This is a genomic window from Collimonas sp. GW821-FHT02H07 (assembly GCF_059421505.1).
This window is the reverse complement of sequence record NZ_JBWKVC010000015.1, coordinates 86,973-111,443: the sequence shown is the minus strand read 5'-3', so window position 1 is coordinate 111,443 and position 24,471 is coordinate 86,973. Positions and strand designations below refer to the sequence as shown.

Genomic DNA, 24,471 nt, shown 5'->3' with positions numbered 1-24,471 from the left:
GCGCGTTCAGTCCCCCTATTCATGATCGCACCAGCCCGGCTGCAGCATACGAGCCCCAGTTGATGACCTCGAATTCGCCAAAGCGCTTCTTGCAGTCGGAGGTCAGACCGCCGCAGTCATCTTTGGCGGGGTCGTCGGTCGGATTGCCATCCTTGTCAAACATCGCCGCACCGGTATAGTTGCAATAGGCGCCCCGATAACCGTTGTTGCGCACCCACCAGCACAGGCCGGCGATAATCTGCTTACCGGGCAACATTTCGCCATTCAGATCAAGCGCGTTGCGCAAGGAAAACGTAACCGTTTCACTGGTCTCGCTCTTCTTTTGCTCGATGTAATACAGGTCGGACGGGAACTCCTCCGCCGGATCCGCGCTGGGATTGCCCCCCTCGAAATTGCGGGCATCAAGGTATTGACCGAGGGTTGTGCGTCTGGTCACCTTCGCGCCGGCCAGGTCGGCAAGATAGATGCACATCGAGGAGATCACGCCGGCAACCGGCTCGCCATTGGCGTCGATGCCGATATTACCGACGGCGAGCGTCGGCGACGGCTGCTGGCCATCGCTGGTGATCTCAAACTCGGTTGCCTGAATCGCCCAGGGGGTGTATTCATTGCCCTGCCACCAGATGGGACCGGTTTGCTGATAACCGTGAAACCGCAGCACGTCACCACCAATTTCTGTGGCATCGAGCTCGAATAGCTCCACCCGGGCGCCAGGTTCAAGGGATTGGATGTCGGCTGTAATCATGGGCTGAAAGACTCCTCAAAAGTCACTGCAATTGTAAAAATCCCGCCACCGTGGTCCGTCGGCTGGTATTCGCCGGCCTTAAACCGCGCCTGCCTGCCAAGTGGCGGCGTCCAGTAGAACGAGCGGCTGCCGGCGTGCCGGTCCAGAAATGCGGCAATGGCGCCGACCTTGGCAGCCGTACCGATAAAGCTCAATGGCCAGGATCCGGAGCGGTTGTTGATGCCATCCGGCGCCGTCTGCGCATAGCCGTCGCCAAACTGCGCTTTCAACACGCGAAACTTCACGACGCCGCTCGATTCGATCTTCGGCACCCAGCTAAATGTTTCAATGGCCATCAGGCATATCCCATCCGTTGTTTCGACAGCAAGCCGCCGTCGCGCGATTCCTTGACGATCACCTCCTTGACCACCTGCGTGATCATGGCGCCGAGCTGCTTGCCAACCCCGTTGTTATCACCGGTCGTCTCCGTCTTGGTGCCGGCGTCGCTGACGGTCACGTGCGTAACGATGTTCATGCCGCCACCAGTAGCAGGACTTGGCATGCCCACGCCTGCGGGACTGGAACCGACCAGGCCGCCGGCGGCGAAACGCCCCAGCTTGGAGCCGTCGCCGCCATTGTTCAGCCATTCCAGCAGACCGCGGTTCTTCTTGGTCGACTCAGCAGTGTTGACGAACTCGCCATTCGACAACCAAGCAGCGATGCTGTCAGACGTACCGCTGCCGGGGCCGCTGATGAATCCTCCACCGGCCTTAAACTGAGGACTCAGGCTGAAGCCGCCACCGGATGCCGCCTGCGCGCCGTCGACGGCACCAAACGAACTGCCTCCGCCGCCCAAATAACTCCCAACAGCACTCATGGCGAAATTGAACAGGCCGGAGATCGCCGCCTTGGCCTGCATCCTGGCGATGTCGGCGATCACCGACTTGGCCAGATCAGAAAACGACAACTTTCCGGTCGTCGCAAATTTCACCAGCGCATCTTCCATACCCTTGGCCGCATTGGTAAATGCCGACCCGGCCTGCGCTGCGACATTCCTGGCCGCATCCTGATAGTCGTAGAAGGACTGCATGGCGCCGTTGCGCCAGTCGCCCTGCTTGGCCTGCAGTTCGTCGTAATAGGCTTCGTAGTCCTTCAGCGAACCGGCCAGGCCGGCTTGAATCGCACCCTGCGCATCCTGAAACTGTTGCGAGCCGAGCAGATCCTTCGGCGTCGCCTTGGTCAGTTGCTCCTGATAGCGCTGGTATTCCTTCTGGATCTGGTTGTAGGCGGCAACCCGTTCCTGCTCGGCGCGGCCCATGCCGAAGGCACCCAGCGCGCGGCCGTATTGCTCCCGCTGGCCGTCGCGCTGCGAGGTGATCGATTCGCCAATTTGCGCCGATCGCTCGCTGAGTTTTTGCCTTTCCTGCTTGAGGCGCACTTCCTCGGCAACCGCGACGTTCTTGTCCAGCTGTGCGCGGATGGCCGCTTCGTCGTTCAGCAAGCTCTTCTGATCGGCTGTTAAGATCTTCTTTTCTTTCAGATCGGCGATCTGCTGCTCGAATTTCACACGCTCGCGCTGCGCCTCGGTTAGTTTATTTTCACCGCCCAGCTGCGCCTGCAGCGTCGCTTCCTGCTCGCGCAAGGACTGGAGCAATTTGGTGCCGGCATCATCGTGATACGCCTTCGGCCTGGCCGCCTTCTTGTCCTGGTACTGCTCATCGATCTTTTTCAGGTTAGCCTGATGGCGTGCGTAGGCGGTTTCGTATTCCTTCGAACCCTCCACCAGGCCGGCGGTGGCGTCCTTAAAATCCTTTTTCTCTTTTTCCTTGTCGATACGCTTGCGATTGTCCTTGTCCGCATATTTCGTGTCGTTCAAGTAGCTGCGCAGCGCCATCGCCTGATCGCCGCTCTTGCCCAGCGCCTGGCTTTCCTTGGTCTTCGCATGCTCCTTCAGAATCAAGTCGTTGATGCGGCTGAGCTCTTTCTGATCGGCGTCGACAGCGGCTTGCACCTGCTCAATGAGCTGTTGATTAGCGCCGCCCTTGGTCGCCTTGAGATTTTCCAGGCGCGTCGTGCTGCCCAGGTACCGTTTTTGTGCCGACTCCATCTGGCTGGCGTAGGTGCTTGGGCCAGTGGCGCGCCCGAGCAACTGATCGACCTGGATAATGACATTCTTCCAGCCCTGCCAGATCGTCATCACTAGCCCGATGTCCTTGCCGGCATCTGACGTCATGCGTTGATGCGAATCGTGCAAGGCATCGATCACGACCTTGGCGGCACCGGCCTTGTCCCCGGTGTCCGCGTACTGGACAGCCAGCTGGTATTGAGCGGCGCTCATGAAATGATGCTGCTTCTGGTATTTCTCAGCCCACGCCACCGCATCGTCCGCCAGCGCCCCAAGATCGGCCGTGACATCCGCAATGCTCCTGCCTGTATCCTTGGCCATCTCCAGCGCCACCTGGCCAAAGCTACCCAGCTGGTCGCCGCCGATGCGCCCCGTATTGACCAGGCCGACCAAGGCTTCATTGGCCTGGCCGATGAAGCGTGAGCTGCCAGCCAGCTGCGTGGCCATGCCGGAGATCTGATCCGCGGTGAGCCCCGAAAAACTGCCGGACGCCGCAATCGATTTATTCACTTCCTCCAGGCGCTGATGGCTGGCATACGCTTCGTAACCCAGCACGGCGAACACACCCGCCACGGCACCCACCGCCAACCCCAGCGGCGACATCATCATGGCGGTCAGGCCCGTCTGCTCGGACAGGATCGACATGGATCGGGCGGCTGCGCCGAAGTCGCCCCGCGCCAGCTCGCGCGCCACCACGCCCAGCTCACGGCGGGCGCCGCCACTCTCCAGGCTAAAACTGTGCAGCGCCTTCTCGCCGGCGCCAATCTTCTCGATGAATGGCGCCGCCTGCACCGTCACCCCCAGCTGGGCGGCGCGGTACTCCATCAGCTGCTTGGTCGTCATGCCGGCCGTGGCCGCCTGATCCTTCAGCTTGGCAACAAACGCATCCGCCTTGGCAGCCGCATCGGCCGTCGACTTGGCCAACCCCGCCTCCGAGGCGTCCAGACGTTTTACCGCAAGATCATACTGTTCGGCCGAGATCCGGCCGCTCTGCCACAAGCCGAACAGCTTGTCGGTTTGCGTTTGCACCTCTTTCATGGAGCTGGCACCGCGGCCGATCGATGCCAGCGCACGGTTGACCTCGGCAATCTGGTCGGCGGTCGCCTGCATGCCACGCTGCTGCGCCGAGTAGTCGACCTTGGCGCCGCTAGTGGATCCAGCGCCGCTGGTCATGCTCATCTCTCTGGCAGCGGTGGCCGCCTCCCGTGCCGCGGCGGTTTGCTTGTTCAGCGCCTCCGCCTGCGCCACCGAGGCGGCCACCATGGCGCGGATACGCGCGGTCGCCTGATCTTCCGATTCAGCAAAGGAGGTCGCAGCAGCTGATGCCCCCGTAAAACTGCCTGACACGGCATCGTTTGCCGCGGCAGCGGCGCGCTGCGTCGCCTCCACCTGCCGCATGCGGTCGATCAGCGGCGCGGCAGCGCCGGCCAACCCCATCTGCTCGGCTTTCAGCGACAGCGCCGCCAGCTTGCCGCCCTCCATCGCGACAACCTGCCGCTGCAGCGACTCGACAAAACGCTTCTGCGACGCGCTCATCGTGTTGGCAGATTGGGTCGACGCATCGCCGATCGAGGTCAGCGCCACCGACGATTTACTCGCCGCATCAACAGCCGTGTCAGCGAATTGAGCAACCGTCTGCGCGGATTTGACGATGTCGGCATTAAAACCGCTCTGATCGGCCACCATCATGATGGTGGCTTTACCGAGTACGTCATCGCTCATGCACTATTTCCTTTCGTTTTACCGAACATCATGGCCTTGATGAGGTCGGATTGGGCCTTCGCATCGCCCAGGTCGACCGGCGCATTCGCCGCGGCGCCGGCCGGCGACGTCTCCCACCACGCAATAAAATCTGTCGTGGAAAATGGCTCCGGCCGCATCTTGCTGTTGCGGTTGATATTGGCCAGCAGGCTCATGAGCTCCGCGTGCCGCCAATCGTCGTCACGCTCCCGGTCCGGCGTTGTTGCGTAATACGCCTTCCATTCAGCAAATTCCGCCGAATCTATTTCACACTGGACTTGCCGGACGCTTTTACCGAGGTCTCTGGCGAGCCGGAACCAGACGCGTCGCTCTGGTCGGTCTTGGAGTTTTTTGTGGCAGCCTCATCCGCAGCCGGCCCAACGGCATTAATCCGGAAAGCTGCATCGGCCAGCCGGCCCAACACCTGACCGCTCTTCTGCTGTAGTGCCTCGATGTCTGCTTCGGTAAAGAGGCGTTTGCCGTCGGGATCGATGATGGTGGCGGCCAGGATGGACGCCTGAAAGCAGCTGAGGGAAGTGTTTTTTTCGCGGCCGGACAGGAACTGGTCGCGTGCAGCGCCCGACATCAGGCCAATTCGGACCGACCCGCCCCACTCCGGTACTGGAATATCTTCAGTGGGTATGTCCTGGGCGCCCAGGATGGCATCGCGATTGAGGATCATGGTCATCATTATTTCCAATCCACGTCGCCGCTGATGCGGGTGGTCACGCTGCCGGACTGGATGCCGTCGACGGCGCCCTGCAGCGGCACGGATTTGACAAGCCCCTTCCAGGTGGCGATCGAGCCATCCGGCAAGGTCAGCTTGAACGGCGTCAGCGCGCCGGTCTTCCTGGCGGCGGTGAGCGCCAGCTGGCCCGGATCGGCGTGATTGATGTGCAGTTCGAAATTGAAATTGCCATTGTCCTGCAGGCCGAGCAGGTATTCCTTGGCCGTGCTGTTCAGATCGGTGGTGTCGATCTCGGACGCAGAACCATCAAAGCCGGTATAGGACTTGAAGCCCTTGATTTGCGTGAAGATGGGATCGGCGCCGGCGGCGCCGATTTCCAGCTTACTACCTTGTGCGGATATTGCAACCGAAGTCATGCTGTTCTCCAAAGAAAAAGCCACCCGCAGGTGGCAAAATAAAAAATGAAAATCGTGTAACGCAGGTCACAGCCAGAAGCTGAAATCCTGACTACGCCGATATATTTTGAGATCGTTGTTATAGGTGCTGATCGGTGCGCCGAGCGGCACCCCTTTCAGCGGGCCGTTACAGAGGACCGCCGCGGCGGTCTCCAGCAACTCATTTGCCTCCAGACGGCTTTTGGCGAACACATCAATCTGAATCCGGGGATTCTTTAACGTATCCGGACCATCGAGGTCGTTGACACTGGTGCCGCCGACCTGCTGCAGCGTGGCATAGGGCAGCGTATTGCTGTCCGGCGCCACGTCGTAATGCACGCCGCCGGCGAACATGCCTTTGATCGCGCCCCATATTTGTTTTTCAATCATCGGTTGATCTCCGCGATGGCCTTGCGCACGTTCTCTGCCAGCTTGCTGCGCATGGCTGATAGCGCAGCTTCCTTCTGCGTATCGAACGCCGGCCTCAGGAAAGGATGCGCCGGCACAAATACGTTACGGTTGGCCGCCCGATGGTCCTTGCTGCGCACGCCCTTGGGCTTCTGCGGCACGTACCAGTGACCGTATTCCACCCATTTGCCATAGAAAGCGTCCAGCTCGGACGATTTTCCCTTGCGCCAGGACACGTAATAGACCTGCCTGTCGGTACCGGACAATTCTCCGATGTGCTTCTGGTAGATGGCAGACTTTAGAATACCCTTGTCTTCCGGCGCGCGCGCCATCACCTCGTTCTTGATGACCGTGGCGCCGGTATTGGCCGCCGACCGCAACGAATCCGCGAACATGGCTGGCAGCCTGAGTAAATTTTGTTGGATCTGATCCAGCCCACTCCATTGGATCTTAGCCATTGTTCAGCCCAGATGAACACATCAGCTGCAGCTCGCGTTTGCGGCCATCCCGGTCCAGCACGGCTTCAATGTTGTAAATCACACCATCGCACAGCAGCCGCATTTTGGCACTGAGGCCAGTTCGGTAACGGATCCGAAAGCGCGTTGTCACCTCGCTCTGCGCCGCCTGGGCGGCAAACAGCTCGCGCCCGCTCAAGTCTTCCTTCTTGGCATAGGGTTGACATACCGTCCGCCATTCTGTGCGCGGGCTACCGTCATTGTCTTGCCCTTCTGGGGGAGCTTGAACGGTGATTCGGTACTGGCGTAATTGACCTGATCGCATCAGAACCTCGGTGGTGTGGTGATGGGTTGAAGGAGCGAATCGACATAGGACGGGGGCATCTCCTGAATTGCCTGGCCGACCAACAACAGCTCGCGCTGCTCAAATGCCCACCCGCAAGCCAGTAAAATCCATTGCTTCACCGTGGGAAAATCTGCAATGTCGATGCCGGCTTCAAACTCGATGTACGCCGGTCCGGTGCCGGCGCTCCCAGAAACTGGAGAGACAATCATGTCGCCACCAATATCAAGCAACAGAAAATCGCTGACGATGACGTCTCGCCCGCCACAGGTGACTTTGAGTATCTTGGTGGCGCGCCCCTTGGACAGGGTGAAATCGTCCGCCGGCAGCACTTTCAACGTTTCCCTGTAATTGCCCTTCCGGATCGCTGAGCCGGTACGTGTCTCTGCCAGCTGGCGCGCGGCCGGAATAATGTTTGTTTCGATCAGATATTTAGCATTCTCATCGTCGGCATCGATAAAGCACTGAACCCGCACATCCTCAAAGGTGACAGGCTCCTTGTCATCGACCCAATTCAACAAGGTGGCAGCCATGGGTTACTTCTGATCCTTCTGCGACTTGCCGTCCTTGCTCTTGCTTGGATCGCTGAATTCAACAGCCACCTTGCCTTCAATCAGTGCGTCAGCTGTTGCCTCGTCGAAGCCCGCTACATCATCCGGGCTGTAAGCCTTCCATGCCTTGACGAAGGTGACGATTTTTTTATCTGCCATATGTAACTCCTGCGTTGTGCTGCATTGTGAGAATTGCCGCCGACGAGCGCCGGCGACAACGAGGCGCAATCAATGATTACGCGCCCCAGGTGACTTTCGTCAGTACCGAGATGGATTCCACGTGGCGTGGACCGAAATCGTGCTTGGCGATCACGCGCACCAGCGTCTGGTCGCGCTGGAAGGCGCTGACGGTCTTTCCGGAGCCATCCTCGTAGGAGGCTTCTTTCGAATAGTCGATCATCAGCGTTTCGTCTTCGCCGATGAAGCAGTCGCCAAAATCAACGAAATAGATTTCAGACTCATTGCCCCCAGCACCAAGGTTTTTCGGAACTTGCGTAGTTACGCCGACCGGATAACCCTTCAGCATCTTCTGCGCCATTTCTGGGTACACCCGATTGCCGTTGCCATCACGCAGACTTTCCAGGAAACGGAATACACGTGGCGCCATAATCCAGCCCGGGGTTGCCAGATTTGCGTCGACATCTTCCAGCGCCAAAATTGCCTTGCTTAAATCGATGTCAACCTTTTGCACGGTAGCACCGTCGGAGACCGGAATCAGGTTTGTGTTCAATGCCCAGAAACGCAGACCCTTCGGTGTGTCTGCGCTGCCGTCGTCACGAATGAAGGCTTTGTCTTCACGCGTCGCCAGTGCGCTGGTCAAATCGCCGACAACGACCTGATCCACATTCTGATTAGTACCCGAATAAGCCAGCAGGTCATTCGAAATTGGGACCAATGCGGCCAGCTTCTTGGCGCTCAATTTCAGGTCGCCGAAGCTTTGTTCTGACACCGGCACATCGGCGTCAGAGCCGATGTAACCAACAATCGCACCACCTTTTAGGCGCGGGATTGTCACGTTGCCATTATTCAGCGGCATCGTGCGAGTTCCCAACCGGCGAACAACCGCTTTCGGGCGCAACAGTTCGATGATTTCGCTGGAAAGGTTTTGCGGAACCAGAATACCGCCAGCGCCCGGAGTCAGCGTATTGAGCGACATGGCGACTTCCTCGCCGAAGCCACGATCAATCGCGATTTGTGCAGCGCGCCGGCCATCACCCTGGGCGGCAGCCAGTGCGCGGACCATCTGCGCGACTTTGGCGCCCGGCAGCTCTTTCGCTTTCGGTACCGCCGCGTAGACCGGTGGTCCCTGCGCCGGCGCAGCTGGATTGGTTGGCGCGTCCACCGGCACCGCGGATGCGGCGGCAAGGCGCTCAGCGGCGATGGCGCGATCCAGCTGCGCCGTGATTTCACCGAATTTTGCCTGTAGCGTGCCGAACTCGGCCAGCTGCTCCACCGACAATTGGCCGCCGGCGCTTTCGATGGCGGCCAAGGCTTGAACGGCGTCATTGACTTTGGCGCGTTCGCTGCGTAACTCATTTACTTTCGACATGGTGTGCTCCTGAAATGAAAAAACCGCCCGTAGGCGGCTTGGTTGCTTTTCCCGCGAACGCGGTTAAAGTGTGATTTGCATGGCCATCGCAGAGGCCCTTGCGGTAATTTTTGTGCGTGGTACACGCTCCGCCCGGCGCTGCTGAACTGAAGCGGCGATCCGATTGACCGCCGCCTGCGGCGTCTCAATCCGGTCCGCCAATCCCATATCGATGCCGCGCTGGCCGGAGTACACTCCGGCCTCGGTTGCCCGCACCGCGTCGACCGTCAACCCGCGGTATTGCGCCACAGCGTTGACGAATTGCTCGTAGAATCCTTGCACCAGATCTTGCAGGAACGCCATGGACTGATCGGAGATCGGCTCGTTCGGCGTCAGGTCGTTCTTGTGCGCGCCCGCGTACACTGTCGTCACTTTGACGCCCTGCTGCTCCAGCCGCTTGGACATATCGACATGCTTCGCGATGACGCCGATGGAGCCGACGCCAGATGTACGGCTGAGGACGACGTCCGAGGCGGCAGCCGCCATCAGGTACCCCGCCGAGTAGGCGTTAAAATTGACAATGGCGGTAATCGGCTTGATCGCCCGGGCGGCAAAAATATCGTCCGCCAGCTCGAAGGCGCCGCTGGTGCTCCCACCAGGTGAGTCTAGGTCCAGCGCGATGTGCTCGACCGCAGGATCGGCAAGCGCCTGATTCAGCTGCGTGCGCAGATCCTCGTAGTTCGTCATGGTCTCGCAAGGGTTCATCTGCGTGCCGCGGCTCACCAGCACGCCGTGCACTGGAATGACTGCCACGCCGGTAGAGGCAATTGCCTGGCGCCGCTGCTCTTCGGCGCGCGCCGCGCGCGTGTCGGCGCTATGGCGATAGTCATCGTCCATCATCTTGGCGTCGCCGTTCTGGACGCTCAAGTTGACGATATTCAGGCTCATCACCTGATTTGCCCAGTGCGCCGCCCGGTCCAGCATCCCTTCATGGACCATCAAGGGCTGATTGAAGATCAGGCCGGCCGTCCGGAAGTAGTCTCTCATTGGATAATTCCTTCGATTTCTGCGATTTGTGCCTTGGTCGGCGGAGTTTTGTCGCTAGGGGCTGCCCTGGCGTCAAGCATGTTCAGAGGCTGCAGGTAGACGTCACCACCAGCAATCGGCGGCAGATTCTCCAGGCGCCGAATATCGTTGACCGACAGCCAGCCCCATTGCCGCGCGATGGCGTAAGCGTCGTATCGGGATTTCTGATCCCCGCGCAGCAGGCCCGAGACGTTAAATTCGATGTAATACTCAGACCGCTCGCTCGGCAACAGAAAATCGCGCATCATCGCCTGCTCATGACGACGGATCCAAGGTAACAGCGTGTAGATGACAAACTGGATAGCTTGATGCTCGATATTGCTGAACGTCGCCTTGTCCAACTCGCCGATCATGTGCGGCGGGACCTTGTAGATGCGCGCAATGTCGAGTGCCATCAATTTCAGCACGCTGATCAGCTCAGCATCAGCGTTGGTCATCGAGAGCGCGCGGAACGTCATGCCCTCCTGCAGCAAGGCGACCTTTTTTGCATTTCCGCTGCCGCCGAATTTTGTCTCCCAATCGCTGACAATCCGGTCGATTGACGCCTGATCCTTGATCGCTGGCGCCTCTCGCGCGCGCTCGATCACCCCGGCCAGCGCCGTGCCGTTGGCAAACGATTTGCCGGCATACTGTTGAATAGCCTGCGCATGCCCGATGGAATTGGCATGTAACAGGACCGGCGACAACCCGACATATCCGTTCAGACTGAGCCACCGGACGTGGTGCACCATCCGCTGCGGCAGCGGCTCGGCGCCATTGATCTGATAGTAGGGCATCAGGTCGGGCCCCTTGAATACCTGCATCGAATCGGGACTCACCGGATACAGGCTCTTCACAGACCCGTCGCTATTGCGATCGATCAGACTGAAACTGTTTCCACGCAGGCCCAGCCCTAATTGGCTTTGCTCACGGTATTCAAAAGACGTCTGCCACCCATTCGGAGTCTCGGCAAGAATTGAATACAGCGAATGCTTCCTTGCTGGAATGCGTGTGCCGTCGCCGGTGCGCTGGTACAACTCCAGCGGCAGCTGGGCGATGCTCTCCGCGATCAAGGACACACAAGCCTGCAGCGCCGTCAGCGACAGCGCACTCGTCGGCGTCACCAGCTGTCCAGAATCGGATTTTGTGCCGCCGAGCCCAGAATGCCAGCCGCCGCCTCCGCTAAACGCCGGGCCATCGAACATTCCACGATAAAACATTGTTATCCCTTACTCGCTGCACGCGCAGCCACATATGACCAGGCCAAAAGACCGGCGCCGGCCGCAATCAGCGCGCAAGGCACTGAAAACAGCGCAATGCCGGCCACGCATAGGGAAAATCCGAGGATTCCCGCAACAACCGTCAGGTAATCGATCAACTTCATATGCCCACACCTTGGTCGTAGATTGATTGAGAGGATTCGGCGCCGACCATTGCGCGGGCGACTGCCATGATTGCGGCAACAACGCCGTCGATCTTGTTTTCCTGCTTTTCCTTGCGCGGATAGATGTTGTCCTTGGCGTCCAGCTTCGCCACTACGTTTGACATCATCCAGGTCAACACCGGATTGCCATCGTGATGGAGCCGGCCGGCCTTGACTGCGCTCTCTAGCTCCTTCATCGGCAGCGACATGTTCTGCACCGTTTGTCGAAATTCAACAGCGACCGCACCCTCTTTCATGAGCTCCTGCGCCAGCTGGGCGGCGCGCCAGGGATCAAATACGACCTCTTCCGGCGCGTACACATCCATATCTGCCAGCACCAAGTCGCGCACTATGGCGAAATCGATCTCGGCGCCCTCGTGCTGATCAAGGAATCCTTCGATTACCCACTTCATATAGGAATTCTTGAACTTGGTACTGGACTCGACGGCCGTCTCCGGCAACGCGTATTTACCAAACAGGTAATAGTGCGTCTTTCCATCGATCTGACGGGTGAAGCAATCGACATCTGCGCAAATATCCGACCGGGACGCCAGATCTAGCGCCTTCCAGTTTTTTTCGCCGATAAATTGTTCTCGGCGCAGCGTCAGGTCCGCGCACTTACCCCACTCGATCATGTTCATCCAGGCGGTTTTAGCGGAACACCAGATATTCAGATGCTTGGTTTTAAATCTGGTCTGCTTCGCGGCACTCTGCACTGCCTGGCGCTGCTGGCTGAGCAGGAAATCCTGATCGACCGAGATCCCCATGTTCGGATTGGCTTTGCGCAGGGCCTTCGGGTCGTCCCAAGCGTCCTCTTCGTCTACCGTGTAGATGATGGCAAAGAGATCATCCTGCTCCAACGCGCCTTCCAGCATCTTCTTGGCCTCCAGCTCCTGGTCATAGCAAGGTCCGGCAATGTTGTAGCCTGCCGTCGTGATCTCCACCAGCAACGGCTGATCGCGCGCGCCCATGCCAGTTTCCATCGTATCGACCAGTTCGGACGAGTCATGCTCGTGATACTCGTCAACGATTGCACAGGATGGCGACGTGCCATCCCCCGGCTTGCCGATCACCGGCTCAAATTTCGAGCCGTCGGCCGGCGTCAGCAACATCTTTGCCCATACCTCGGCACCGATGGCATCCGCCAGCTCCGGCGTGCGCTCGATCATTTGCTTGGCGGGCCGGAACACCTCCCAGGCTTGCTTCTCGGTAGTCGCACCGGAATAGACCTCGGCGCCGAACTCACCGTCGGCGGCGAACATGTACAGCGCGATGCCGGCTGCCAGGATGGATTTGCCGTTTTTGCGGGGAACCGCGATATAGGCTTTGCGGAAGCGCCGTCGCTCATTCTTGCGAAGCTTCCAGCCGAAAATGACGCAGAAAATGAACTTCTGCCACGGCTGCAGCACAATCAGCTCTTTAGTCTTGGCCCATTTGCCCTTGGTATGGGGCAGCAATTCGATAAACGCGCAGACGTCGTCCGCGGCGCCGGCGTCGAAGAAGTATTTGGACGTCTTCCTCTTCGCCGCTTCCAGGTCATCAAGATGGCGTTTGCACGCCAATTGGACCCACTTGCACGCGACTATCTTTCCCGCCACGACTTCGCGCGCGTAGCGATTTGCCGCCGTTACATGTGGATTGGCCATTGAACACGCTTACTTTCCTTTCTTGATGAACTTGGCGAATGGATTCGCTTGCGCCGTCTTCGGCACTGACACTTTGGACCGATCGGAGGGCGTCATGCCAAACTTACCGATCTGTGCCTCGTAACGTGCAATCATCGCTGCCGGCACCATCCACTTCATCTCTCGCAACTGGGCAAGCAACGATGCCGCCATCTCGAGAGCAAGACGATCCGAACGGCAAAGGACGCCGGGCGCCAGCAGGCCCTCAATTTCGAACCAGCATTTCTTCGCGTCCTCGCTCAGGCTCTCCGGCGGCTCGCCGATTTCGCCATTGGCCTCCGGCTCGCCCTCCCGATCCCGCCCGCGCTTGGGATTTTTGTCGAATGCGCCACGCATTTGCAGCACGTTAGATGGGGTTCTTGGCCTTGCCATAAGTCGCCCCTTTGGAAATTTTATTTTGTGGAAATGAAAAAAATACTAAGCTGACGGTCTGGCGGACGTTCGCCCCCATACTTTTGACTCCCCCTACCCCTGCGACGGGTCAGTGGCGGCGTCAGCGTCGCCGTCCTGGGACACCGAAGCCGCCCGTTCGTGCACCGGCTCTTGCGCTTCCTCGCAGTGCTCTTCGTGATGGTCGCCGCCGCGGCAGATCGCACATAGGCGACCGCGCCCGACGACGTCAAGCGCGCCAACATTGCGCGACCAGCGCTTCCGTTTCCATGCTTCCATGTATTAGTGCTTTGCTTTCCGTCCAAACCCGCCGTCTTCAGTCGCGGTTTTGATGTCATGATGGCGCTTGCACAAGGACTGCCAGTTGCGCAAACTGTCCCAGAACAGCGCCTTTGCTCTGGCGATAAGCCCGGCGTCGCCACTATCCAGCGCGTCTCGAAGCCGCGGCGGCGTAATGTGATCGACGACCGTGGCGGCAGTCACGACGCCATCGCGCGCGCAATGCGCGCAGAGCGGATGCGCCCGCAGGTAATGCCCCCGCGCGCGCGTCCAGGCGCTGGTGTAGCCTCGCTCGTGTGCGGTGCCACGTCGCTCTGCATCCGCCTTTTGTCTGGCGGCCGCATGCCTCGCACAGAAGCCAGGTGAATCAACTAACACGCCGCAACCCTGCCGGCATATCGACTTGGGCCTACGCGGCATGGACGCCAATCACCATAAAAACCTCTCGGATAAAAAAGCCGCTGCCACTATTCAATTTAAATAGGCGTCAAAAACGAAAACTGGACAACGTAGGTCATGAGAAAATTCCTGCTGCTATAGGAATCGATCTTCATCTGTTGAACTTACAGCCACAAGATTATTCCCGTGAGATAGAGCAACTTATCCCAATCAAATATTTAACAAAATGACACAGTTAATTGGTTTCATATTTACGGCACTTCTACTTCAAAGCGTGCATGCTCAAGACATCGATGGCCGCGACCAACGACTTGCCATGAATGTGTATTTCAAGCACATGGCAACAACTGCCTCAAGTACACAATTACAACGCTTCCTCGACGACGTCGACATAGTCCGGAAATCTAGAAGCTGCCCGCTAGAGGTAGTAATCGTAATCGGGCATGCCGATATAAGCGAAGGCAATCAGAAAGAGATTCAAGAACTTTCAAAGAAACGAGCTCTATATATTGAACGCCAACTGAATAATGAAGGCATCCCATCAACCCATGTTGCGATTTTCTCTCAGGGAGCTACTACACCGATAGTCGCACCATCCGACCAACGAAACGCTCGAGTCGAAGTGAAATTCAATGGAACAGAGTATTCAGGCCAGCCCTGCGACGACTCCATCGGTGACGTTCGCAGATTCCGGCTGAGTGAGCCGCGAAGAACTGCAATTGACCATGTTCGGAATTAAACTGAAATGTAAAAAGCCTCGAACCGGTGACGGTACGAGGCTTGCTAACTTCTGATATGTAGTAGTCGCGATCTGATCTGACATTCCCCGGTTTGACGTGTGCAGTTGTCAGGTCAAATTCAGTTGTTCAGTGTCGTGATTTTATCTTGCCAGGCCTCCTTTCCGTCAATAAGTGTTTGCATGGGCGTCCGACCGCAGCACATCTTTCCTTGATGTGTGCGGTCGTTGTTGTAATAAACCAGCCAGTCGTCGAGATCGCTTTGCAGCTCTTCAATCGAGCGATAGATCTTGCGCCGGAACGTGACCTGATAAAACTCCTGCAGAATGGTTTTATGAAAGCGCTCGCAGATCCCATTAGTCTGCGGATGCCGAACTTTTGTCTTGGTGTGCTCAATGTCATTGAGGGCCAAGTAGAGCTGGTAATCATGCGCTTCCGGCCTGCCGCAATATTCAGTGCCACGGTCGGTCAGCACGCGGATCAAGCCCATTTCCTGTTCTGCCAGGAACGGCAACACCCTGTCATTCAATAGATCGGCTGCGGTGATTGGCGTCTTCGTTGTATAGAGCTTGGCCGCCGCCCACTTCGAATACGTATCAACGAAGGTCTGCTGGTAGATACGCCCCACGCCCTTGATGGTGCCGACATAGAAGGTGTCCTGGCTGCCAAGATAGCCTGGATGAACCGTCTCGATCTCTCCGTGCGCCACGTCGTCTTCCTGCTTCCTCTCCAGCGCGACGACCTGCGCTTCGGTCAGAACCTCGCCAGTTTCGGCAACGTGCCGCTCCAGCGCTGAAAGACGCTTCTTGAACGATTCCAAGTCGCGCCGTAGCCAGACGGACCGTACACCGGATGGGGAAACAAAAATACCACGCTTACGCAGTTCGTTCGATACACGGACTTGGCTGAACGCCGGCTGCTCCAGGGCGAATTGAGCTACGGCCGCTTCAGTGGCTTCTTCAACGCGATTTCTGAGATTGGGCTTTCTACGGTTGGCATCAATCAGGGCATCCACACCGCCTGTTTCTACTGCCGTTTGATAGCGATAAAACGTGTCGCGGGAAAATCCCATCACCTTGCAGGCACGAGACACGTTTCCAAGTTCTGCAGCAAGATTGAGCAGGCCGACCTTGTGCTTGATGACATTCTGAGGAACACTACGCATGGGGTTACTCCTTGGCGCTTACGCGCTGGTTTAATAAAGATTCGCACCTCTATCAAACCGGGTAACCCCACCCTTTGGCAAGGCCTTACTGTCCGATCAAGTCGGAACTACTACATCTGATACTTGAGGAGATTCGCGCATTCCAGTGCTATCTGCAAAGTGACCGCGCCGCGAAAGAATCTACTCAAATATCCGCCATCAATATTCTGCAGTCGCAGTAATGACGTGTATCTAGAAATGAATTCTACCGGACGGAATTTTCCGGCGCAAGGAGCTTTGCATATTTTTCACATCAAATTTTTAGAAGTGTTCTCAAAGTCGCCCACGATTTTGATCAAAACCGCCCAACCTAATACATTCATCCAATTGAAGCGGCATCCACTTCCTTACAGGGCATTGGGTCAAGTCCTTTGCGAAGTAATAGCGCTTGCTTCCCTGAATCGCCAAGGCATTAATCTCGGCAAGTAGTTTCAAGTCGATACGCTGATTGGTCAAACCAGCTGCCAAACAGATAGTGGGAGCCAAGGGTAAGACCGAATATTTGGAGAAATTATCTGGCACGACAAACTCTCCACATTCAGCTGTCAATATTCCCCAAGAAGTTCCGCGCATTCTGAACCGTTCGCGATCCATTCCCATAGTGATACTAATCCCGGCCATCATGCGCCCTGGCAGGGTACCATCCGGCTTAACGAATACGACTCCCTTAGATTCGAGTATCTCTTGACTATCCTTTCCCAGATCTTGCTCGGGCAGGATCCCATAGATGGGCACATCCTGCATCGGATTGGCGTTCCGGCTGAACCTAAGATGCCAAAGCAAATATAAATCGGTTACTGCCTGATTCATGGTGTCGGTCAAATTCATAACAGATCGGTCGACGATTTTTTCAGCCACTTCCTGAAATCTGTTCTCTATATCTACCATCAATCCATGTTCTGCTTTTTGATCCCATACTCGACTCGCACAAAAGTACGGATTCTTAGTGCCGAACTCAACACATCCAGATTGACCCAATCTACGCACTTGGACTCCGCTCCGCTCATTCACGAAACGATTCATGCTCGCTCGAGGAAAAATATGCTGATTGATCGTGAGCCTGTGAGGGTTACCCTTCTGCGGCATTTCGAGTCTTTTCGTTTTCGGATATTGCATGCTGCTCTCTATTTGCAATGGCCACTGATCTGCTATCAGTAAAGGGGCGAGGCACTAAGACTTGACTGCTGAACCTCAACAGGAAGTTGATAGATTTCGACAAGTCCTTGCACTACGTTCCTGAACCATTCTGGTGCTGTTGGACTAACACGGATACTCTCGACTACTTTTGAAATATCAACTTTCACTTGCACCACAGGAGGGCCCTCGTCACGAATATCAGTAACAAGTTTACCGTCGACCCTTGCCGGCCAGACGATAAAACGCAATTCACGCTCATGAGAAAATGATGCGCGCTTGTGAATGAACGGCGTTATCACGTTCGCAGTCGACATGTAATGTTCGTCGTAGTTGACGTAATTCACCATCGAGGGGTAGACCCATTCGGGGAGTTGCTCCCTGAGAAGTTCATATCGAGTTTGAACGCAAATCGCCTCACTCGATTGACTGTAGAGCCTCCACATTCCTGCTGACTCGTGTTCGTTCATGTGCCAGCAGCTTACATACACCTGTTTGATAACGGTTCTTCGGTGATCTGCCCTCAACTTGAATAGTTCGCGTATTGTGTCGTCCGGCACTTGCCTCCACCCCTCAAGGTCAGGGTATTGCTGCCGAAATGCGAGGATTCGATCGGCCTCGTTTGCATTAAGTGCGCCCACAGACCCTTCAAACGGATCACCCAAGTGATCTGCGCGCGGAAAAAAAATCTGCTTCGTTTGCAACAGCGACACAAATTTGGATAAATCCATATATCGCCACAGCATGACGTTGTCGGTGGGCGGGACACAGCAATCCGGTGGGAGCGGTTTTGTCACGAGTTCATTCCCTGTAAATTTGGTATTTTTATGCCAAAATGGCACGAGATTCGAGCTGCCAACTTAACGGATACATAGTTAAAATTTTTGGGTACCAGCGCGCGAACGCACTCCAACGTGAGGGGGGCGTCGACTCACTTTTCTGAGAGGCTGCCATATCCCCGACCTTTCACTTTGTCGGATGCCGTTATAGTTTATGTAAAGTAAGTGCAAACAATAGAATTCAAACCGACCAATCTACGTAAAATTACTCCAGCTAAAGGGAACGTATTCCAAATCTTGAATGCTCATTGAAACGATATTAAATTTCAAGCTAGACACCATGGACATTGATACTGGATCCTCTTCGTGCACTCCGTCCGGCAGCTTTTTCGCAGGTTCCAATTGAGGAAATGTTGCTGCCGAAATGACTCCAAAATTGAAATACAAATATCTTCCGGGAAATCCAAAATACTCCTGACGATACAGGGCGTAAAATTTGGAACTCATCTCTTTATGCATTCCAGAAAGATGATTTGCTTCAGACCAGTCGACGTCTGAAAATTTATGTTTTCCAAGGACATACGATAATGGAAAGACGGTAAATCGATTTGGCCAATTTGTACTGAGTGCAGCCAGCGAAAGAGACTCGATATACTCGTCACGATAATTGATCTGCAAAAGCGCATTTCGAAATCTATAGGCAGCTACGTTACTGTATTTCATATTAGGTTGCCCCAGCAGCTCAACAACTTTACCCTGGAAGGTATAGGGTTGAATCATTTCTAATATGTTGCGTGGCGCTGCCCGATAGCCAAATTTCTTCGGAAAATAATGATAATAAATAGATGGCAAAAAACTCAACGCCTTTTGCGCTGCTGTAACGAGCTGAGTTATGGGATCCATCGCTCTCCGTAAAAGTGCAATCAAACGATTTTCAATTGGAAACCGATTCTTTTGACAAGATAACGGCTAGATGTCCCACATCGTTTACGTCGATATTTGAGTTGAAGGCATGCGCCGTAATCGTGGCTGGTAGAAGTATGTCAGAAAACGTAGTGGAGCAAAGCAGTTCGTTGGCTGCCACGCCATTGCTGTCAGTGTTGGTCGTACTGGCGGAAAACTGGACCTTATCGGACGGTACGATTTGCCACGTGACAGGATGACCAACAATGGGTGCCCCATCTGCCCAAGTGTATATTGCCCGAATCAAGTGGCGCTGCGAAACCCAAAGGACCTCACCATCGATAGAGCGCAACGTGAGCTGGGCCTGTCTCTGAGGCGGCGGCACACTCGGTGCCTTGTCGGAGATATTCATGTCAAGTTATTTTGGAGTGAGCTGATGCCACTTATGGAACGTACTGCTCAATCTCCGCCAACGACGGATTATTGTTTTCGATGTAGACTTTTAGCTTATCAAAATCTTCCGCCTTGAGAACTTGAGATTTTGGCTCAAATTTTACAATTACATCGACCCGCGTATTAGCATTGACAGTCGATGGCACAGCGGCTATGGGCCCCTCCCAGGACTTGATGCCCCCGCTCGTAGTAGCTATCTTAAGAGTCGCATTGGCAGTTTCATCCTGCTTCTGTGATAATTTTAGTCCCTCAAAAATGCTGTTGAAATTAGCATATTTTGCATCCTTCATTTGTTCAATCCGTGGCCAACGAGGGCCGCCTAAGTAAACTGCGCTATACATCACTTTGGCCTTGATAGGGTCTACTCCGGCAGCGAGCATTGCATTGTAAAAGGCAAGATGTACCTGTTGCCAAGGCCGCATTTTTTGATCGCACGCGACATCATGAATAACCGAGGCCTGCCGATACGCTCCCTCGTATGGGCCACCGATGAACGACCACGCCGCTTGCGGAATCGAAGCGCCATCGACTATCCATCCCTTTGGAGCATCCCATCGAACTGAGGTCTGATCAATGTACGCAAAGGGCTCCATCAACTCCATCCGCCGATTGTCGCCCAGCCATTTCGCGACAACATCTCCGATAAAGACACCGTAGTCGCCAGCTCTGCTTCCCCCGGCGAACAAAAAAAGCAACGCGAATATGGCGATTCGGACACGTGTAATACTCATAGTAATTCTCCCGAAAAAAACTGTTGTTTTAATTCGAAGCAAGAAATACCTTACAGCAACTACCATCATAGATCATTGCTGGTAAACCAAGCAAAATTTCACTCCGCTGAAAATTGCTCTATTAGCAACTCATCGATTGCAACCTGAGCGAAATGATCTAAATCTTTCAGCTTTGTGATGATTTTTGCCTTGTAGTCGTGCAAGGTGCTTTTGCTGATATTGGTTTTCTCCGCGACAGTTTTGATCGACATTCCCCGCTCAAAATACGACCTGATGACCATCTCACGTGCGATGCGGGTCGACAACCCCGTAAAGGTACAGAGCGCCCATTGTCCCAGAGTTGCAATCGCTTCTCGATACTCCTGAAGCATCTTCCCTGGACTGCCACAACACTGGCATTCTTCGAATCGGGGCGAATAGCGCGCAACGATACATGCGCGATGCAGGGAGTCGATTTTTTCGACCTGCGCGCGAATCATTCCAGACTGACCTGCTCCATCGTTTGAAACCAAACCCTTTCCTGACCCAACAATGCCAGTCCTCATGAGTTTCGACATTGGCGACAGCGCATACTGTTGTGATGAATAATTGAATGCGAATATCAGCGCTTCATGGCTGTTTTTGAATAATTGGGTGGCGTCGCTCATTGATTACCTCGTAATTGGTCGGTACTTGTCTATATTGGTTCAGGTGACTTACGCAGCAATTTTTTGCAGTTCTTCCATGATCCGGAAGTCCTTGATCAAGTCGCGGGCATAGGCGGCCGTCATCTCAATGGTCTCGGCGCGCATGCGCATCAAGCAGCTCCGGGCCGCCTCGGTATCAGCTACGAATACCGGCGCCGCATACTTGAGCTTGTTCGCTAGCTGGCGCAACGGTTCCAAGCCCAGCTGCCGACCGGCGCGCCGCTCGTGAATCTCGTACGCATCGACGACGCCCATGATGGCAACCGGCGAGTCGTACCAAACCCCATCGTTGTGATCGCGGAACACAGCCTGGCCGCGGGTGGTCGTGTCGATGGTGCCGTCTTGCTCCAACTGGTCGACAATGGCCAGCAGCGGATCGAACACCGCCCTAACCTTCCACGGCTGCATCTTCAGCTTGATGTTGTCGCCCAACGGCTTGGCCCGATAGGATTTGTTACGCTTCTTCGTGGCCGCCATTACTTTTCTCCGATAGAAACTGTTTGACCTGCTGGATTGCCGCGCCGCTCGTCACCGCAAACCCGTCGAATCGCAGTAACGTCCAGCCCAGGCACGCCAGCGCGTTGTACTTCTCCATGTCGGCACGTACGCCGGTGCCGCGGGTATGTCGACCTTGTGTCCAGATACCGCCCTCGATCTCAACTGCCAGCTTCCGACCAGGCCAGGCGAAATCGATTCGCCATTTGCGCACTGGATGAAATTTATGCTCCCGTGTTGTCGTCGGCAACTTCAGTGCCCGCACCTGAAAATTGAACAGCTCCTCAATGGCGGATGGCGCGCGCGGCCGGCGCGGGCGTTTGTTGGCTGCCGGCGCCTGATGCGCGAATTGGCATTTGCCCTTTGGATCCATCTTGATCGGCAATTTCATGGTGCTGGCCCATCCAGACGCTTTGCCTTCATGTTGCGGGCGGCGTCCAGCGCGGCCTTCCTGTTTTCAGGTGAAACCTGCGCTTTCGGTTCGGAGACCGCTGGCGGCTTCGATGTGACCGCTTGGCCAGAGACAATGATGGGAACGACGCCCCCGTTGTCGATCACCGCCTGCACCCGTGCCTTGAATGTGAAAGCTGACTCGCCCGGATAGGCCTTCAGCCCGAATTCAGCACCTTTGGCTGCCACCGACTGCTCGCTGGCGAACCAAGCACCGTGCGACGCAGGCTTAGCAACATTGCCACGCTGCTGCTCGTTGCGGCACCAGTTGCGCCATGTCGCGTCCCAGTCGCTCTTGCAACCCTTCTGCCCCGGAATCGCGATCCAGTGATCCCTGAACTTGTCACCAATCATCCGAATCTCGGCTTCCGACCACTGCGGCTCGATCTCCAGAGCTGCCTTGGCATGCTTTCCCAAAAGCTTCCAGTCGGAGGGCAAGCGGGAACCGCGTGCCACCTGACGATTCTTTGATGGTTCTTTTTGGTTCCTTACGGTTCCGTGTCCCGTTTTTGGGACTGTCTCCACGGAAAAACGGGACTGTTCAACGGGAAAAACGGGACTGTCGTCATCCGTTTTCGGGACTGTCCCGTTTTCGGAACCGTCCCGTTTTTGGGACTCTTTGACAGACCCGTTTTCTGGGCTGTTAGACAGTCCCGTTTTTGGGATAGTCCCGTTTTCGGGATTCTTCAGCATGTACACGATCACCTGCGCACTTAGCCCACGGCGCAGGCCGGTGTCGACGATATAGCCGGCCTCCTTCAGGCGCTTGATGTTCTCAAGTACGGTCTTACGATCCTGGCATGTCGCTTCAGATAGATACTGCACCGACGGCCAGCAGGTCATATCGTTGTTGGCGCAGTTCGCCATCGCGACCAGCACAAACTTCGCTGTGGAGCGCTCAACCTTCAGCTTGAGCGCCCATGTGATCGCCTCGACACTCATAGCGCAGCTGCCGTTCCACGAAGATATGCAATCAAGTCGGCATATTTCGGAACAAGCGTCTCTGCCCGGAACGAGCCACCGCTAGTCATCTCAAGTCGAATGGCATCCGGCAGATTCTTTGGCGTGGCGCCTTCAATATGCTTGGCGGTCGCTTTCTTCTTCCCCGCCAGCTGAGCAGTGTGAACATGCTCGGCAATCACCTCGCCGGCCTTCTCGCCATGTGTCTTGACGATTTTGACTGCGTTACTCGCTGATACCATGCCGCCGTCAACAGCCGCCTGGACATCGCTATTGGACTCGGCCAAGGCCAACATGTCCTTGATATGCTGCACAGATTTCCCGACGCGATCCGCGATCGCCTTCTCTGTCCAACCAAACCCGATAAGCTTGCGATACTGGCGCCCGAGTTGCAACGGCGTAAGTGGCAAACCCGAGGCGCTTGTGATCATGTGCGCCACACGATCGGCATCATTGCCGCGGAACTGTCGGCAGTCCAACGCGACAACCTCTGCGCCGGCAGCAATGGCATCCAATGCAGCCTGGCGCCGATGGTGGCCATCGACCACGACAATGCGGCCAGCGTCTACCCGCACGTCTAGCGCCGGTAGCGTCGTGCCGTTTCGATATGCCTGAGCGATCGATGCGACACGATCAAGATCTAGCGGCCGAGCGTTGAAACCCTCCTCCACTTCCATGATCCGCGGATCAACTGCGAAATTTGTAGTCTTGCTCACGCCGGGAAGCTTGTTCTCGGCCATGACTTTGAGGGATACAGCTGGTTTCATTTCCATGTTCATCCTTTGAATGGTCGTTATTTGGGAATTCCAAGCTTTCGATGGGTGTCATCGATATAGTCAACAGTCCTTCGGTCCATCTCCTGCCGACTGCCACCGATGCATTGGTCATGTTCAAAATGGCAGCCAACAATGCCGGGCCGCGTACAACAGAGCGGAAAAGTTGCAAGGTAATGAGCCTTCTTTCTGGCCCCTTTACCGTCCTGGTATCGATTGCTATGGGCAACCTGGGAGAAACTTTCAATTCCGCAGCGCGCGCACGGCAAGGTAGCAACCCGCTTGTAGTGCGCCAGTTCGATTGCCTTCGTAACCTTCGCGTGAGTTTTCAGCCGCTTTGGCTTCTTCTTGGATCGCTTGAACGAATTCCGCGACAACAAACCCGTCATACCGCGGGACATCGGCGACCGCCTCATGGGCTTGGTGCTTGGCTTGATGGCGCTACGCTTCATTCGCCCTACTCCAGTCGGAAATGAGGCGAATTTGCCAAGAATGTGAACAATTGATTCGTGCGCTGTCGGACGCTGGCACTTGGCTATAATCATCCGCACCATGACAAACTAAGCCGGTATGAAAATGGATCAGATCGCTCTGGCTTGCCCGAAATGCAGGCAACCTGTTCTTCAACTCGCTACCAGTTCGCGTCCTATACAGGAAAAGCGGCTTAGCTGCCCCTATTGCAATCGACTGACGACACTCGGCAAACTCACGACCGATAGCGGCGTAACGTTCCAGATGCACATGCGCAAGTTTTCTCCTGTAAAGCCCGTAGCGACATATCGACGCAGGAAATAGCACTGGCACGGCAGCCGCGCGCCTCTGCATTTTGAAACATAAAAATGCGCCACTCATGCGCGCCTTTGCTCGGTCAAGGCCACTGCTTTCAGGCATTGAATACACTTGCCGTACTGGGTCAATTGCTTAACAGT

Annotated in this window: 29 protein-coding genes; 1 reads left to right on the top strand and 28 read right to left on the bottom strand. The window is 55.9% G+C overall.

The window, feature by feature from the left end; genetic code table 11:
- Positions 1 to 19: 19 nt before the first annotated feature.
- The 17 genes from AC07V8_RS21130 to AC07V8_RS21050 form a co-directional block, all read right to left on the bottom strand.
- Complete coding sequence (locus tag AC07V8_RS21130) at positions 20 to 745, bottom strand: phage minor tail protein L (RefSeq protein ID WP_494679976.1); 726 nt, start codon at positions 743 to 745, stop codon at positions 20 to 22.
- Positions 742 to 1,080, bottom strand: a complete 339-nt coding sequence (locus AC07V8_RS21125; protein ID WP_494679977.1) for a phage tail protein — start codon at positions 1,078 to 1,080, stop codon at positions 742 to 744. Before AC07V8_RS21125 ends, AC07V8_RS21130 begins: the two co-directional genes overlap by 4 nt.
- Positions 1,080 to 4,571 (bottom strand): phage tail tape measure protein, encoded by a 3,492-nt coding sequence (locus AC07V8_RS21120; RefSeq protein WP_494679978.1) that lies wholly within the window; start codon positions 4,569 to 4,571, stop codon positions 1,080 to 1,082. Before AC07V8_RS21120 ends, AC07V8_RS21125 begins: the two co-directional genes overlap by 1 nt.
- Complete coding sequence (locus AC07V8_RS21115; protein WP_494680077.1) at positions 4,568 to 4,855, bottom strand: phage tail assembly protein T; 288 nt, start codon at positions 4,853 to 4,855, stop codon at positions 4,568 to 4,570. The genes AC07V8_RS21120 and AC07V8_RS21115 overlap by 4 nt, the downstream gene beginning before the upstream one ends.
- Positions 4,852 to 5,280 (bottom strand): hypothetical protein, encoded by a 429-nt coding sequence (locus AC07V8_RS21110; protein WP_494679979.1) that lies wholly within the window; start codon positions 5,278 to 5,280, stop codon positions 4,852 to 4,854. The genes AC07V8_RS21115 and AC07V8_RS21110 overlap by 4 nt, the downstream gene beginning before the upstream one ends.
- Positions 5,280 to 5,693 (bottom strand): phage tail tube protein, encoded by a 414-nt coding sequence (locus AC07V8_RS21105; RefSeq protein WP_494679980.1) that lies wholly within the window; start codon positions 5,691 to 5,693, stop codon positions 5,280 to 5,282. The genes AC07V8_RS21110 and AC07V8_RS21105 overlap by 1 nt, the downstream gene beginning before the upstream one ends.
- Before the next feature lie 66 nt (positions 5,694 to 5,759).
- Positions 5,760 to 6,101, bottom strand: a complete 342-nt coding sequence (locus tag AC07V8_RS21100) for a DUF3168 domain-containing protein (protein ID WP_494679981.1) — start codon at positions 6,099 to 6,101, stop codon at positions 5,760 to 5,762.
- The gene (locus tag AC07V8_RS21095) at positions 6,098 to 6,577 is read right to left on the bottom strand and encodes an HK97 gp10 family phage protein (protein ID WP_494679982.1); all 480 of its coding nucleotides are present in this window, start codon (positions 6,575 to 6,577) and stop codon (positions 6,098 to 6,100) included. The genes AC07V8_RS21100 and AC07V8_RS21095 overlap by 4 nt, the downstream gene beginning before the upstream one ends.
- Positions 6,570 to 6,899, bottom strand: coding sequence for a phage head closure protein (locus AC07V8_RS21090; protein ID WP_494679983.1), 330 nt, complete (start codon positions 6,897 to 6,899; stop codon positions 6,570 to 6,572). The genes AC07V8_RS21095 and AC07V8_RS21090 overlap by 8 nt, the downstream gene beginning before the upstream one ends.
- The gene (locus AC07V8_RS21085) at positions 6,899 to 7,450 is read right to left on the bottom strand and encodes a head-tail connector protein (protein WP_494679984.1); all 552 of its coding nucleotides are present in this window, start codon (positions 7,448 to 7,450) and stop codon (positions 6,899 to 6,901) included. The genes AC07V8_RS21090 and AC07V8_RS21085 overlap by 1 nt, the downstream gene beginning before the upstream one ends.
- A gap of 3 nt (positions 7,451 to 7,453) precedes the next feature.
- Positions 7,454 to 7,627, bottom strand: a complete 174-nt coding sequence (locus AC07V8_RS21080) for a hypothetical protein (protein ID WP_494679985.1) — start codon at positions 7,625 to 7,627, stop codon at positions 7,454 to 7,456.
- A 76-nt stretch (positions 7,628 to 7,703) separates the two neighbouring features.
- Positions 7,704 to 9,017, bottom strand: coding sequence for a phage major capsid protein (locus AC07V8_RS21075; protein ID WP_494679986.1), 1,314 nt, complete (start codon positions 9,015 to 9,017; stop codon positions 7,704 to 7,706).
- 63 nt (positions 9,018 to 9,080) lie between these two features.
- Complete coding sequence (locus tag AC07V8_RS21070; RefSeq protein WP_494679987.1) at positions 9,081 to 10,043, bottom strand: S49 family peptidase; 963 nt, start codon at positions 10,041 to 10,043, stop codon at positions 9,081 to 9,083.
- The gene (locus AC07V8_RS21065) at positions 10,040 to 11,281 is read right to left on the bottom strand and encodes a phage portal protein (protein WP_494679988.1); all 1,242 of its coding nucleotides are present in this window, start codon (positions 11,279 to 11,281) and stop codon (positions 10,040 to 10,042) included. Before AC07V8_RS21065 ends, AC07V8_RS21070 begins: the two co-directional genes overlap by 4 nt.
- Positions 11,282 to 11,441: 160 nt before the next feature.
- Positions 11,442 to 13,130 (bottom strand): terminase large subunit, encoded by a 1,689-nt coding sequence (locus AC07V8_RS21060; RefSeq protein ID WP_494679989.1) that lies wholly within the window; start codon positions 13,128 to 13,130, stop codon positions 11,442 to 11,444.
- 9 nt (positions 13,131 to 13,139) lie between these two features.
- Positions 13,140 to 13,505 (bottom strand): hypothetical protein, encoded by a 366-nt coding sequence (locus tag AC07V8_RS21055; protein ID WP_494679990.1) that lies wholly within the window; start codon positions 13,503 to 13,505, stop codon positions 13,140 to 13,142.
- Positions 13,506 to 13,841: 336 nt separating this feature from the next.
- On the bottom strand, positions 13,842 to 14,216 hold the full coding sequence (locus AC07V8_RS21050; RefSeq protein WP_494679991.1) for an HNH endonuclease: 375 nt from the start codon (positions 14,214 to 14,216) through the stop codon (positions 13,842 to 13,844).
- Between the two features lie 247 nt (positions 14,217 to 14,463).
- On the opposite strand from AC07V8_RS21050, the gene AC07V8_RS21045 reads away from it, so the two are divergent.
- Positions 14,464 to 14,976 carry an OmpA family protein gene (locus tag AC07V8_RS21045; protein WP_494721490.1) on the top strand — a complete coding sequence of 171 codons (513 nt, stop codon included), beginning with the start codon at positions 14,464 to 14,466 and terminating at the stop codon, positions 14,974 to 14,976.
- 119 nt (positions 14,977 to 15,095) lie between these two features.
- Here the strand turns inward: AC07V8_RS21045 and AC07V8_RS21040 are convergent, their stop codons facing one another.
- The 11 genes from AC07V8_RS21040 to AC07V8_RS20990 all read right to left on the bottom strand — a co-directional run bounded on the left by AC07V8_RS21040 (position 15,096) and on the right by AC07V8_RS20990 (position 23,994).
- A complete protein-coding gene (locus AC07V8_RS21040; RefSeq protein ID WP_494679992.1) occupies positions 15,096 to 16,139 on the bottom strand; it encodes an IS481 family transposase in 1,044 nt (347 codons plus the stop codon).
- 312 nt (positions 16,140 to 16,451) lie between these two features.
- Positions 16,452 to 17,294 (bottom strand): hypothetical protein, encoded by an 843-nt coding sequence (locus AC07V8_RS21035; protein WP_494679993.1) that lies wholly within the window; start codon positions 17,292 to 17,294, stop codon positions 16,452 to 16,454.
- A 35-nt stretch (positions 17,295 to 17,329) separates the two neighbouring features.
- Positions 17,330 to 18,043 (bottom strand): hypothetical protein, encoded by a 714-nt coding sequence (locus tag AC07V8_RS21030; protein WP_494679994.1) that lies wholly within the window; start codon positions 18,041 to 18,043, stop codon positions 17,330 to 17,332.
- A gap of 303 nt (positions 18,044 to 18,346) precedes the next feature.
- Positions 18,347 to 18,994: a hypothetical protein gene (locus tag AC07V8_RS21025; protein WP_494679995.1), complete on the bottom strand. Its 648-nt coding sequence runs from the start codon at positions 18,992 to 18,994 to the stop codon at positions 18,347 to 18,349.
- Positions 18,995 to 19,437: 443 nt separating this feature from the next.
- A complete protein-coding gene (locus AC07V8_RS21020; protein WP_494679996.1) occupies positions 19,438 to 20,178 on the bottom strand; it encodes a DUF1353 domain-containing protein in 741 nt (246 codons plus the stop codon).
- 98 nt (positions 20,179 to 20,276) lie between these two features.
- The gene (locus AC07V8_RS21015; RefSeq protein WP_494679997.1) at positions 20,277 to 20,825 is read right to left on the bottom strand and encodes a hypothetical protein; all 549 of its coding nucleotides are present in this window, start codon (positions 20,823 to 20,825) and stop codon (positions 20,277 to 20,279) included.
- A gap of 48 nt (positions 20,826 to 20,873) precedes the next feature.
- Entirely contained in the window at positions 20,874 to 21,341 is a 468-nt protein-coding gene (locus AC07V8_RS21010; RefSeq protein WP_494679998.1) for a hypothetical protein, read from the bottom strand.
- A complete protein-coding gene (locus tag AC07V8_RS21005; RefSeq protein WP_494679999.1) occupies positions 21,319 to 21,750 on the bottom strand; it encodes an endonuclease domain-containing protein in 432 nt (143 codons plus the stop codon). Before AC07V8_RS21005 ends, AC07V8_RS21010 begins: the two co-directional genes overlap by 23 nt.
- Complete coding sequence (locus AC07V8_RS21000; protein ID WP_494680000.1) at positions 21,747 to 22,751, bottom strand: helix-turn-helix domain-containing protein; 1,005 nt, start codon at positions 22,749 to 22,751, stop codon at positions 21,747 to 21,749. The genes AC07V8_RS21005 and AC07V8_RS21000 overlap by 4 nt, the downstream gene beginning before the upstream one ends.
- Positions 22,748 to 23,542 (bottom strand): ParB/RepB/Spo0J family partition protein, encoded by a 795-nt coding sequence (locus AC07V8_RS20995; RefSeq protein ID WP_494680001.1) that lies wholly within the window; start codon positions 23,540 to 23,542, stop codon positions 22,748 to 22,750. The genes AC07V8_RS21000 and AC07V8_RS20995 overlap by 4 nt, the downstream gene beginning before the upstream one ends.
- A gap of 20 nt (positions 23,543 to 23,562) precedes the next feature.
- A complete protein-coding gene (locus tag AC07V8_RS20990) occupies positions 23,563 to 23,994 on the bottom strand; it encodes a hypothetical protein (RefSeq protein ID WP_494680002.1) in 432 nt (143 codons plus the stop codon).
- Positions 23,995 to 24,471: the final 477 nt, after the last annotated feature.

Excerpts from the sequence above, each read along its gene's own strand:
- AC07V8_RS21130 (WP_494679976.1), bottom strand. The coding sequence starts at position 745 with ATGATTACAGCCGACATCCAATCCCTTGAACCTGGCGCCCGGGTGGAG.
- AC07V8_RS21125 (WP_494679977.1), bottom strand. The coding sequence starts at position 1,080 with ATGGCCATTGAAACATTTAGCTGGGTGCCGAAGATCGAATCGAGCGGC.
- AC07V8_RS21120 (WP_494679978.1), bottom strand. The coding sequence starts at position 4,571 with ATGAGCGATGACGTACTCGGTAAAGCCACCATCATGATGGTGGCCGAT.
- AC07V8_RS21110 (WP_494679979.1), bottom strand. The coding sequence starts at position 5,280 with ATGATGACCATGATCCTCAATCGCGATGCCATCCTGGGCGCCCAGGAC.
- AC07V8_RS21105 (WP_494679980.1), bottom strand. The coding sequence starts at position 5,693 with ATGACTTCGGTTGCAATATCCGCACAAGGTAGTAAGCTGGAAATCGGC.
- AC07V8_RS21100 (WP_494679981.1), bottom strand. The coding sequence starts at position 6,101 with ATGATTGAAAAACAAATATGGGGCGCGATCAAAGGCATGTTCGCCGGC.
- AC07V8_RS21095 (WP_494679982.1), bottom strand. The coding sequence starts at position 6,577 with ATGGCTAAGATCCAATGGAGTGGGCTGGATCAGATCCAACAAAATTTA.
- AC07V8_RS21090 (WP_494679983.1), bottom strand. The coding sequence starts at position 6,899 with ATGCGATCAGGTCAATTACGCCAGTACCGAATCACCGTTCAAGCTCCC.
- AC07V8_RS21085 (WP_494679984.1), bottom strand. The coding sequence starts at position 7,450 with ATGGCTGCCACCTTGTTGAATTGGGTCGATGACAAGGAGCCTGTCACC.
- AC07V8_RS21080 (WP_494679985.1), bottom strand. The coding sequence starts at position 7,627 with ATGGCAGATAAAAAAATCGTCACCTTCGTCAAGGCATGGAAGGCTTAC.
- AC07V8_RS21075 (WP_494679986.1), bottom strand. The coding sequence starts at position 9,017 with ATGTCGAAAGTAAATGAGTTACGCAGCGAACGCGCCAAAGTCAATGAC.
- AC07V8_RS21070 (WP_494679987.1), bottom strand. The coding sequence starts at position 10,043 with ATGAGAGACTACTTCCGGACGGCCGGCCTGATCTTCAATCAGCCCTTG.
- AC07V8_RS21065 (WP_494679988.1), bottom strand. The coding sequence starts at position 11,281 with ATGTTTTATCGTGGAATGTTCGATGGCCCGGCGTTTAGCGGAGGCGGC.
- AC07V8_RS21060 (WP_494679989.1), bottom strand. The coding sequence starts at position 13,130 with ATGGCCAATCCACATGTAACGGCGGCAAATCGCTACGCGCGCGAAGTC.
- AC07V8_RS21055 (WP_494679990.1), bottom strand. The coding sequence starts at position 13,505 with ATGCGTGGCGCATTCGACAAAAATCCCAAGCGCGGGCGGGATCGGGAG.
- AC07V8_RS21045 (WP_494721490.1), top strand. The coding sequence starts at position 14,464 with ATGACACAGTTAATTGGTTTCATATTTACGGCACTTCTACTTCAAAGC.
- AC07V8_RS21040 (WP_494679992.1), bottom strand. The coding sequence starts at position 16,139 with ATGCGTAGTGTTCCTCAGAATGTCATCAAGCACAAGGTCGGCCTGCTC.
- AC07V8_RS21035 (WP_494679993.1), bottom strand. The coding sequence starts at position 17,294 with ATGCAATATCCGAAAACGAAAAGACTCGAAATGCCGCAGAAGGGTAAC.
- AC07V8_RS21030 (WP_494679994.1), bottom strand. The coding sequence starts at position 18,043 with ATGGATTTATCCAAATTTGTGTCGCTGTTGCAAACGAAGCAGATTTTT.
- AC07V8_RS21025 (WP_494679995.1), bottom strand. The coding sequence starts at position 18,994 with ATGGATCCCATAACTCAGCTCGTTACAGCAGCGCAAAAGGCGTTGAGT.
- AC07V8_RS21020 (WP_494679996.1), bottom strand. The coding sequence starts at position 20,178 with ATGAGTATTACACGTGTCCGAATCGCCATATTCGCGTTGCTTTTTTTG.
- AC07V8_RS21015 (WP_494679997.1), bottom strand. The coding sequence starts at position 20,825 with ATGAGCGACGCCACCCAATTATTCAAAAACAGCCATGAAGCGCTGATA.
- AC07V8_RS21010 (WP_494679998.1), bottom strand. The coding sequence starts at position 21,341 with ATGGCGGCCACGAAGAAGCGTAACAAATCCTATCGGGCCAAGCCGTTG.
- AC07V8_RS21005 (WP_494679999.1), bottom strand. The coding sequence starts at position 21,750 with ATGAAATTGCCGATCAAGATGGATCCAAAGGGCAAATGCCAATTCGCG.
- AC07V8_RS21000 (WP_494680000.1), bottom strand. The coding sequence starts at position 22,751 with ATGAGTGTCGAGGCGATCACATGGGCGCTCAAGCTGAAGGTTGAGCGC.
- AC07V8_RS20995 (WP_494680001.1), bottom strand. The coding sequence starts at position 23,542 with ATGGAAATGAAACCAGCTGTATCCCTCAAAGTCATGGCCGAGAACAAG.
- AC07V8_RS20990 (WP_494680002.1), bottom strand. The coding sequence starts at position 23,994 with ATGAAGCGTAGCGCCATCAAGCCAAGCACCAAGCCCATGAGGCGGTCG.